Source organism: Pseudoduganella sp. RAF53_2, from assembly GCF_052113985.1.
Taxonomy (GTDB): Bacteria; Pseudomonadota; Gammaproteobacteria; order Burkholderiales; family Burkholderiaceae_D; genus Rugamonas.
Map to the genome: position 1 here is coordinate 1 of NZ_JBFRDW010000218.1, position 8,638 is coordinate 8,638.

Consider the following 8,638-nt stretch of genomic DNA (forward strand, 5'->3'; position numbering starts at 1 on the left):
GGGCATAGTCGTTACGCTTGGCCTGTACACGCCTTTTGCCAAGGTCCGCGCGCTGAAATATCGCCTGGAGTCGATGTACCTGGACGTCAACGGTAGTCTGGACGACTTCGTGGCAGGCGAGCATGCGAATGTCGGCGCGGCTGGCGAAGGCATGGCCGACTTCATGGACTTCGACCTGTCGCTGTGATGCTGGCAGGACGCTATTACGACGGCCGGACTTCGCGCGCGCACCGCGTGCGGTTGTCGGTGCAGGACGGCACCGCCGTGCTGGAAGGGGAGGCGGAACGCGCCTGCCCGCTGGATGCGCTGCGCGTGTCCGAGCGCAGCATCCATGCCGCGCGCAAGGTCACCTTTCCCGATGGCGCCACCTTCGAACCGGAAGATCTGAACGCGTTTAATCTGCTGCTGGCTCAGACCGGCTATCAGGATAGTGTCGTTGTCACCGCCCAGCGCAGCTGGCGTGTGGTCGTTGGCTGCATGGCCGCGATCGTTGCCGTCCTGGCGCTTGCTTATCTTTATGTGTTGCCGGTCGTGGCGGACCAAGTAGCACAGGCGCTGCCGCCATCGGTTGAACATCAGCTGGGACAGGGCGTATTGGCAATGTTCGACCGCCGCGCACTGGCGCCGAGCAGGCTGCCGCTGGAACGTCAGCTGCGCATCGCCAACGCGTTCGCCAGCCTGCACGCGCCGCACGAAGGCGCACCGCCGTATCGCCTGCTGTTCCGCAAAAGCCATATCGGCCCGAACGCGTTTGCCCTGCCTTCAGGCGATATCGTGATGACGGACGAACTGGTCGAGCTGCTGCCGGATGATGGCGCAGTCATGGCGGTGCTGGCCCACGAACTGGGCCATTTGCACCGGCGCCACATGACGCGCCGCCTGATTCAGGGTTCCGCCGTGGCCGCCGCCAGCACGCTGCTGTTCGGCGACGTCAACGCGGTCGTCTCCGGCCTGCCCGCGCTGGCGCTGGACCTGCACTATTCACGCGATGCCGAAACCGAAGCGGATGATTATGCGGCGGATATGTTGGTCGACAACGGCATTTCCCTGTCCAGCCTGGAGCAGGTTTTCACCGTGCTCGAAAAGCTGGACAAGGATTCCGTTTCCTACCTCTCCACCCACCCCGTCAGCAGCGAGCGCCTGGCCCGGCTGCACGCTCGCAGGAACAATTAATGCGGAAGCACTACCTCCAGCAAGCCTTCTCCTCAGATAACGGCAATGGCGAATTGGCCATACGGCACGACCTGGAGTGGCATGCGCAGAGTGCCCGGCAAGGGCCTCAGTTTCTCCATGCCTTTGCTGGAGTCGTCAGCAATTTTCCAATGAGGCCATAGAAGTCGTAGATGGGAGTTCTGACACCGCGTACGGCATGCGTGTTGCCGTCCGGCGCAGCGTCAATGTCAGCCGGCGGGGCGGTAATTGTAGTGGTGACGCTGGCAGCGGTAGCTCTCCCCATGATGTTTTTTTGCCATCGGCGTCCATGATGTACCGGTTGCCTTGGTCGTTCATGTGGTGGGCAGCCCGCGATTATGGGGACCTTTCCATCAGGTGTGACTTTATAAACGGCTGAGCCAGTGAAGGGCTCAACGTTTCCCCATTCTGAACGCCGGCAATAAAAGATGCCTTGCTGATTGACGACTATGTTATTAGGCGTCCCAATATTGTCGGTCGAGCCGATGGTCGTAACCTGGCTTGCAAGCGGGATGCGCAACAATGTGCCGTGCAGCTGAGCCCCGCCCGGATATGGCAAGAACTCCCTCCCTTGTAATCGGTTACTTAAATGTTCCCATCCAAATCGGCTGCAATAGCAGTCAGGTAGGGAAAACGTGCTTCATTGTTGCCATCCCCGCCGCAAGCGGCATGTGACAAAGTGAAGCCATATGCTAAATAGCACCATCTAATCATAGAAGCTTATTGGCGAAAAATTCCTAGTCTTCCTGATTGAGGCGCGCATTGCGTCACGCATTGTTCACGTGCGAAGGACTTATTGCATGAAAGCTAAAATAAACCGTATGATGGGCGCGCGGTCAGCAGGCTAACAATTTAAGAGGAGACCAGGGATGAATCTGAAAAGCATCGTGAAGTCGCTGGCGCTGGCTGCGCTGGTTGCAGCAGGTAGCGCGCAGGCGCAGGACGTGGTTCGGCTGGGCAACCTGAAATTCGCGCACTACGGCGCGGTGTCGTATATCAAGGAGATTGCACCGAAGTGCGGCATCAAGGTGGAAGAGCACGTCTTCGCCAAAGGTTTGGATGTGATGCAGGCCATCATCGCCGGTGAGCTGGACGTGGGTGCGACCGCATCCGAAGCGGCGATTTCCGGCCGTGCCGGCGGCGCGCCGATCTATGTAGTGGCGGGCTTCGCGAAAGGCGGCGCGCGCCTGGTGGGCCGTGCGGACCTCAAACTGAAATCGGTCAAGGACTTGAAGGGCAAGAAGGTTGGCGTCACGCGAGGCGGTATCCAGGAAGTGCTGCTGCTGGCCGAATTGCAGCAAGCCGGCCTGACAGTTTCCGAGCAGCCGGGCAAGGATGTGCAACTGGTCTTTCTCGCCTATGCGGATCTGAACCAGGCCATGATCGGCAAGAACATCGATGCCATGATGAACTCCGAACCGCAATCGTCCCAGGCGATCAATAAGGGATTCGGCAACGAAATCGTCAAGCCGTACGACACGCCGATCGGCGAGCCGGTGCGGACCATGGTGATGACGGAGAAGTTCTATAAAGAGCGCCGTCCCGTGGCCGAGAAATTCATGCGCTGCTTCGTCGAAGCCACCAAGACCTTCATTGACAATCCCGCCACCGCCGAGAAATTCGTGCGCGAGGTGGTGTTCAAGGGCCAGCTGACCAGCGGCGATTTCCAGGACGCGATCGGCAATTCGCCGTATTCCTACGACATCACGCCCGAGCATATCCAGACCACGACCGACGTCATGGTGAAGACCGGCGTAGGCAAGATGAGCAAGCCGCCAGTGGCCAAGGACTGGGTCAAGACCGACCTGCTGGATCAGGCCAAGAAGAGCCTCGGCGTCAAATAAGGAGGCATCRTGGCGATAGCGGGATGGCGTCAACTGGGCGTCGGCCTGATTGTGCCGGCGGTGGTGATCGCGGCTTGGCAGCTGGTGTCCTCGCAGGGCTGGGTCAATCCACAGATTCTGCCGTCGCCGCTGGCCGTGGTGCAGAAGTGGATCGAATACGCGCTGCCGCCGCAGCCGCACACGGAAGGCAGCTGGCTGGCCTGGGCGTTTTCGGGTGAGCTGATTCATGACGCCATCGGTAGTCTGTATCGCGTGATTGTCGGCTTCCTGATCGGCGCCGGGCTGGCGTTGCCGGTAGGGCTGATGATGGGGGCCAGCGATCGCGTGTACGACTGGCTAAATCCGTTGGTGCAACTGCTGCGGCCGATTCCGCCGATTGCCTATATTCCGCTGTCGATTCTGTGGTTCGGGCTTGGCAATCCACCGGCCGTGTTCCTGATTTCGCTGGGCGCCTTCTTCCCGGTGCTGATGAATACCATTGCGGGCGTGCGCCAGGTGGACGGCATCTATATCCGCGCGGCGCGCAACCTGGGCGCGTCCGGAAGCACCATGTTCCTGCGGGTGATTTTGCCGGCGGCTGTGCCTTATATCTTGTCGGGCGTGCGGATCGGCATCGGTACGGCCTTCATCGTGGTGATCGTGTCGGAGATGATCGCGGTGAACAATGGGCTGGGCTTCCGCATCCTTGAGGCGCGCGAATATTTTTGGTYGGACAAGATCATCGCGGGCATGATCTCTATCGGGCTGATTGGCCTGGCGATCGATGTGGGCGTGAACCGTCTGAATAACTACCTGCTGCGCTGGCATCGCGGCCTGGAGAACTAATCCATGAGCGACGCRCATATCGTGATTGATCATGTCAGCAAGGTGTTCGGCGAAAGCGTCGTGGCGCTGAAGGACATCACTCTGGAAATCCCGCATGGGCAGTTCGTCTGCCTGCTGGGGCCATCGGGCTGCGGCAAGTCGACCTTGCTGAACGCGATTGCCGGATTCGCGCTGCCGTCGAAGGGCACGATCACTGCCGGCGTCGCGCAGGTGACCGAGCCGGGGCCGGAGCGCGGCATGGTGTTCCAGGAATACGCGCTGTTCCCCTGGATGACGGTGGAGGACAACGTCGCTTTCGGGCTGGAGATCAAGGGCACGCCGAAGGCCGAGATCACAGCGACGGTGGACAAGCTGTTGAAGATGCTGTCCTTGCAAGATTTCCGCAGCCGCTTCCCGAAAGACCTGTCGGGCGGCATGCGGCAGCGCGTGGCGATCGCGCGCGTGCTGGCGCTGGACTCGCCGATCATGCTGATGGACGAGCCTTTCGGCGCGCTGGATGCGCTGACCCGGCGCAATCTGCAGGACGAGCTGCTGCGCATCTGGTCGGAGCTTAAGAAAACCATCATCTTCGTCACGCACAGTATTGAAGAAGCGATTTACCTGGCCGACCGGATCATTGTGATGACCTACCGTCCGGGCACGGTCAAGCGCGACATGCTGGTCGAGTTGCCGCGCGAGCGCGACCCATCCGCCCCCGAATTCAACGCCTTGAAGCGCGAGCTCGGCCAACTGGTCATGGAAGAACAACAACGCCACCACAATGAAGAGCTCCGGCTCGCGGCGGTGGATTAGCCAGTCGTGGCTGGGGTGTTAAACTAAGCGAATGCAGACTTACTTTCTGATCGCAGCAACGCTGCTTTATCTTGTTTGTGCCTTCCTCCCATCCCGCAAGGCCGTTCCTGTCGCTGCGCTGACCGCGGGCGCCTGGCTGCTGCACGGCGCTGCGCTGTGGATTAATGTGATGGTGCCGGGTTCGCTGCGCATCGGTTTTGCGGCCATGCTGTCGTCGGCCCTGTGGATTTCAGTGGCCGCGTATTGGCTGGAGAACCAGAATTATCCGCTGGAGGGATTGCGCCGCATCGTGATGCCGGTCGCCGCCGCGACCACCGTGCTGCAGGCCATTTTCCCGGGCAATCTGTTGCCTGTAGATGGCCGCACTGCGGTGCTGGGCTGGCATATCGCCATTGCCACGCTGGCCTACGCCACCCTGACCATCGCTGCTTTCCATGCCGTGCTGATGGCGCTGCAAGAGTCCCGCCTGCATTCGAACAGCGACCGCACGACTTTCCTGTCCACCGCGCTGGATCAGTTGCCGGCGCTGCTGACCATGGAGAAGCTGCTGTTCCGCCTGATCGCCTTCGGCTTCACTCTGCTTAGCCTGACTGTCCTGTCAGGCATCGTCTTCTCCGAGGAGCTGTTCGGACGCGCGCTGAAGTGGGATCATAAGTCCGTCTTTACTCTGCTGTCCTGGATGCTGTTCGCGTCCTTGCTGGCCGGCCGCCACTTCCGCGGCTGGCGCGGCCGCACGGCCCTGACCTTTACGCTGGCCGGCTTCGCGACGCTGCTGCTGGCCTATGTCGGCAGCCGTTTTGTACTGGAAGTGGTTTTACATCGAGGTATTGCATGACACGTATTCTGTTCTGGCTGGCGCTGGTATTTCTGGTGATGGGCGCCATCCGCACCAAGCTGCGCAACGCGAGCGGCAATCAGCAGCCATCGCCGCGCCAGCCAAGCGCACCGCCGCGCCAGGCTGACGCCGAAGCCATGCTGCGCTGCGCCCATTGCGGCGTGCATTACCCCGCGTCGGAAAACGTGCTGTATAAAGGCCAGGATTTCTGCAGCCTGGCCCACGCCCAACTGGCCGCGAACTAAGTTGCTGGCGCGCCTGAATTCCCTGTCGGCCGAATCCCGCGAGACATTCTGGCGCTCGCTGCAGACCCTGAACGGCACGCGCGCCGTGATTGCGCTGGTGCTGCTGGCTTATATGAGCCTGGGCGCAGCGACAGTCTCTCAGCAGCGTGTCGAGCTGTGTACGGCTTATGTGYTGGCTGCGCTGGGCTTCGTGCTTGCGGCCAGTTACTGGCGCCAGCGCTTCATGCTGCAGCTGGTCTGCCAGCTGGCCTGCGATATCGGCGTCATCTCGCTGCTGTACCTGGACGATGGCGGCATGCGCAGCACCCTGGCGATCCTCTATCTGTTCCCGCTGGCCGGCTGTGCGATTCTGGCGCCGCTGCTGGTGGCCTTGTTCTTTGCTTCGATTGCGACCCTGTTCCTGTTGGCCGAGGCGATGTACCGGGTCATGCTGCAAAACGGCGAGCATGTGCTACTGGTGCAGGCGGGCTTGTACGGTGCGGCCGGTTTCGCGGCGGTGACGGTGATCAATCGCATGGCCGCCCGCCTGATCGGGCAGGAAGAACTGGCCGTGCAGCGCGGCGTGGAGATCGGCGTGCAGCAGGCCATCAACCGCCTGGTGCTGTCGCAGTCCGGCGACGGGATTCTGGTGGTGGGCGGCGATGGCGCTATTCATATGAGTAATCCCGCTGTCCAGAAGATGCTGGGCACCGTGGCGGTGCGGCACGGCAGCCGCTTGAGCGATACGCCGGCGCTGCAACCCATCGTGCAGGCTTACGCGGACTGGCGCGGACATCCGGAACAGGCCTTCGCCTTCGTCACCATCAAACCATTCGACGAGCCCATCGCGCAGGAAATGACGGCTGCCTGGAGCGCGCGCCGCGACGTGGCCTCTCACCTGAAAGTGCGCTTCTCGGCCGCCGATACCTCAGGCCTTGGCGTTGAGCGCAACGTGATCTTCCTCGAAGATGTGACCGAGATCGAGGAAAAGGCCCAGCAGCTGAAACTCGCTTCCATGGGACGCCTGACCGCCAGCATCGCGCACGAGGTGCGCAATCCGCTGTCGGCCATCGGCCACGCCAATTCGCTGCTGGAAGAGGACTTGCAGGCGCCCGTCCACAAGCGCCTGCTGAAGATCGTTAGCGACAATGTGGCGCGCGTGAACCGGATGGTGGAGGATATCCTGCAGCTGTCGCGCAAGGCCCAGGTCCATCACGATCCGCTGGAGTTGAGCCATTTCCTGTCCGAGCTGAAAGCCGAATTCGACGAAACCCACAAGCTGGATAGCGGCATCGTCTGCCTGGGCGGCATGCGCAAGCTGTTCGTGCGTTTCGATCCGCTGCACCTGCGCGAGGTGCTGATCAACCTTCTGAACAATGCCGTGCGCTATGCCAGCGGCACGCCGGGCAGCATGAAGGTGTTCATCGTTCACTTCAAGGGGCGCCCGCTGGAGCTGCATGTGCAGGACGACGGCCCCGGCATTTCGCCCGAGGTGCGGGCTCACCTGTTCGAGCCGTTTTACACCACATCCAGCAAGGGCACCGGCCTGGGACTATATCTGGCGCGCGAATTGTGCTTGAATAACGAGGCCATGCTGGACTACGAGTACCGCTTCGATTCCGACATGACAGCCGGCGTCCGCAAGTCGAGCGGGCGTTTCGTGATTACCTTCGCGCGGCCAGCCGCGCAAGCCAACAAGTAGAAAGAATTGCATGAGTTCTCCACGTGTCCTGGTCGTCGATGACGAAGCCGACCTGCGCGAACTGCTGGAAATTACGCTGCTGAAAATGGGGCTGGACGTGGACAGCTCCGAAACCCTGGCGGAAGCGCGCCGCCTGTATGCGGAGCGCGAGTATTCGCTCGTCCTGACCGATATGCGTCTGCCCGATGGCCTTGGCCTGGACCTGGTGCGCGATGTGACGGCAAGCGGCAAGAACATCCCGATCGCGGTGGTCACGGCATTCGGCAGCGCGGAAAACGCGGTGGTCGCGCTGAAAGCGGGCGCCTTCGATTACGTGAGCAAGCCGGTGCAACTGGACCAGCTACGCGTGATGGTGCAGTCGGCGCTGAAGCTGAACGAGCCGGATACCGCGACGGYGGACCACAAACCAGCGGCCAGCCGCCTGCGCGGCAACTCGGCCGCCATCCAGGCCCTGCGCGCACAGATCGGCCGCCTGGCCCGTTCGATGGCGCCGATCGCGATCAACGGCGAGTCGGGTAGCGGCAAGGAGCTGGCGGCACGCGAAATCCACGCCCAGAGTTCGCGCGCGGACAAGCCTTTTATTGCCGTGAACTGCGGCGCGATCCCGGAAGCGTTGATGGAGGCGGAATTCTTCGGCTACCGCAAGGGCGCCTTCACCGGCGCGGCGGACGAGCGCGATGGCTTCTTCCAGGCCGCGAATGGCGGCACCCTGATGCTGGACGAGGTGGCGGACCTGCCGCTGGCCATGCAGGTCAAGCTCCTGCGCGCCATCCAGGAGCGCCGCGTGCGCAAGATCGGCGCGACGTCGGAGGAGCCGGTCGATGTGCGCATCATCAGTGCCACCCACAAGAATCTGGAAAAGCTGGTGGAGGAGGGCCTGTTCCGGCAGGACTTGTTCTACCGCCTGAACGTGATCGAGCTGCGCCTGGCGCCCCTGCGCGAGCGGCTCGACGACCTGGAAGAGCTGACCCAGGCCATCCTCGGCCGCCTCGGCACGTTCGAACACAAGGTCACCATGGGACCGGGCGTGCTGGACGCGTTGCGCGCCTATGCCTTCCCCGGCAATGTGCGCGAGCTGGAAAATATTCTGGAACGCGCGCTGGCGTTTTCCAATGATGGCGTGATTGCGGTGGAGGATCTGGCGCTCAAGGGCGGAAGCACGGCCGGCCTGGCCGCCGCGCCGCAGCCCGTCGCGGCGCCGCAGCCGGCCGCCATACCGGTGCCG

9 protein-coding genes are annotated in these 8,638 nt (G+C 62.0%); all 9 read left to right on the top strand.

What is annotated here, in order from left to right; all coding sequences use genetic code 11:
- Positions 1-187, top strand: a 187-nt coding sequence (locus AB4Z11_RS14500; protein WP_442025951.1) for a DUF898 family protein, incomplete at its 5' end; no start/stop codon positions are given.
- Positions 187-1,173, top strand: coding sequence for a M48 family metallopeptidase (locus tag AB4Z11_RS14505; protein ID WP_442025952.1), 987 nt, complete (start codon positions 187-189; stop codon positions 1,171-1,173). The genes AB4Z11_RS14500 and AB4Z11_RS14505, both read left to right, overlap by 1 nt.
- 887 nt (positions 1,174-2,060) lie before the next feature.
- Positions 2,061-3,035: an ABC transporter substrate-binding protein gene (locus tag AB4Z11_RS14510; protein ID WP_442025953.1), complete on the top strand. Its 975-nt coding sequence runs from the start codon at positions 2,061-2,063 to the stop codon at positions 3,033-3,035.
- 9 nt (positions 3,036-3,044) lie between these two features.
- Positions 3,045-3,860 (top strand): ABC transporter permease, encoded by an 816-nt coding sequence (locus AB4Z11_RS14515; RefSeq protein ID WP_442025959.1) that lies wholly within the window; start codon positions 3,045-3,047, stop codon positions 3,858-3,860.
- A gap of 3 nt (positions 3,861-3,863) precedes the next feature.
- Entirely contained in the window at positions 3,864-4,652 is a 789-nt protein-coding gene (locus AB4Z11_RS14520) for an ABC transporter ATP-binding protein (RefSeq protein ID WP_442025954.1), read from the top strand.
- Positions 4,653-4,683: 31 nt separating this feature from the next.
- Positions 4,684-5,487: a cytochrome C assembly family protein gene (locus tag AB4Z11_RS14525; RefSeq protein WP_442025955.1), complete on the top strand. Its 804-nt coding sequence runs from the start codon at positions 4,684-4,686 to the stop codon at positions 5,485-5,487.
- Positions 5,484-5,732, top strand: a complete 249-nt coding sequence (locus tag AB4Z11_RS14530; RefSeq protein WP_442025956.1) for a PP0621 family protein — start codon at positions 5,484-5,486, stop codon at positions 5,730-5,732. Before AB4Z11_RS14525 ends, AB4Z11_RS14530 begins: the two co-directional genes overlap by 4 nt.
- 1 nt (position 5,733) lies before the next feature.
- A complete protein-coding gene (locus AB4Z11_RS14535; protein WP_442025957.1) occupies positions 5,734-7,413 on the top strand; it encodes a sensor histidine kinase in 1,680 nt (559 codons plus the stop codon).
- 10 nt (positions 7,414-7,423) lie between these two features.
- On the top strand, positions 7,424-8,638 hold a 1,215-nt coding region (locus AB4Z11_RS14540; RefSeq protein WP_442025958.1), incomplete at its 3' end, for a sigma-54-dependent transcriptional regulator.

Excerpts from the sequence above, each read along its gene's own strand:
- AB4Z11_RS14505 (WP_442025952.1), top strand. The coding sequence starts at position 187 with ATGCTGGCAGGACGCTATTACGACGGCCGGACTTCGCGCGCGCACCGC.
- AB4Z11_RS14510 (WP_442025953.1), top strand. The coding sequence starts at position 2,061 with ATGAATCTGAAAAGCATCGTGAAGTCGCTGGCGCTGGCTGCGCTGGTT.
- AB4Z11_RS14525 (WP_442025955.1), top strand. The coding sequence starts at position 4,684 with ATGCAGACTTACTTTCTGATCGCAGCAACGCTGCTTTATCTTGTTTGT.
- AB4Z11_RS14530 (WP_442025956.1), top strand. The coding sequence starts at position 5,484 with ATGACACGTATTCTGTTCTGGCTGGCGCTGGTATTTCTGGTGATGGGC.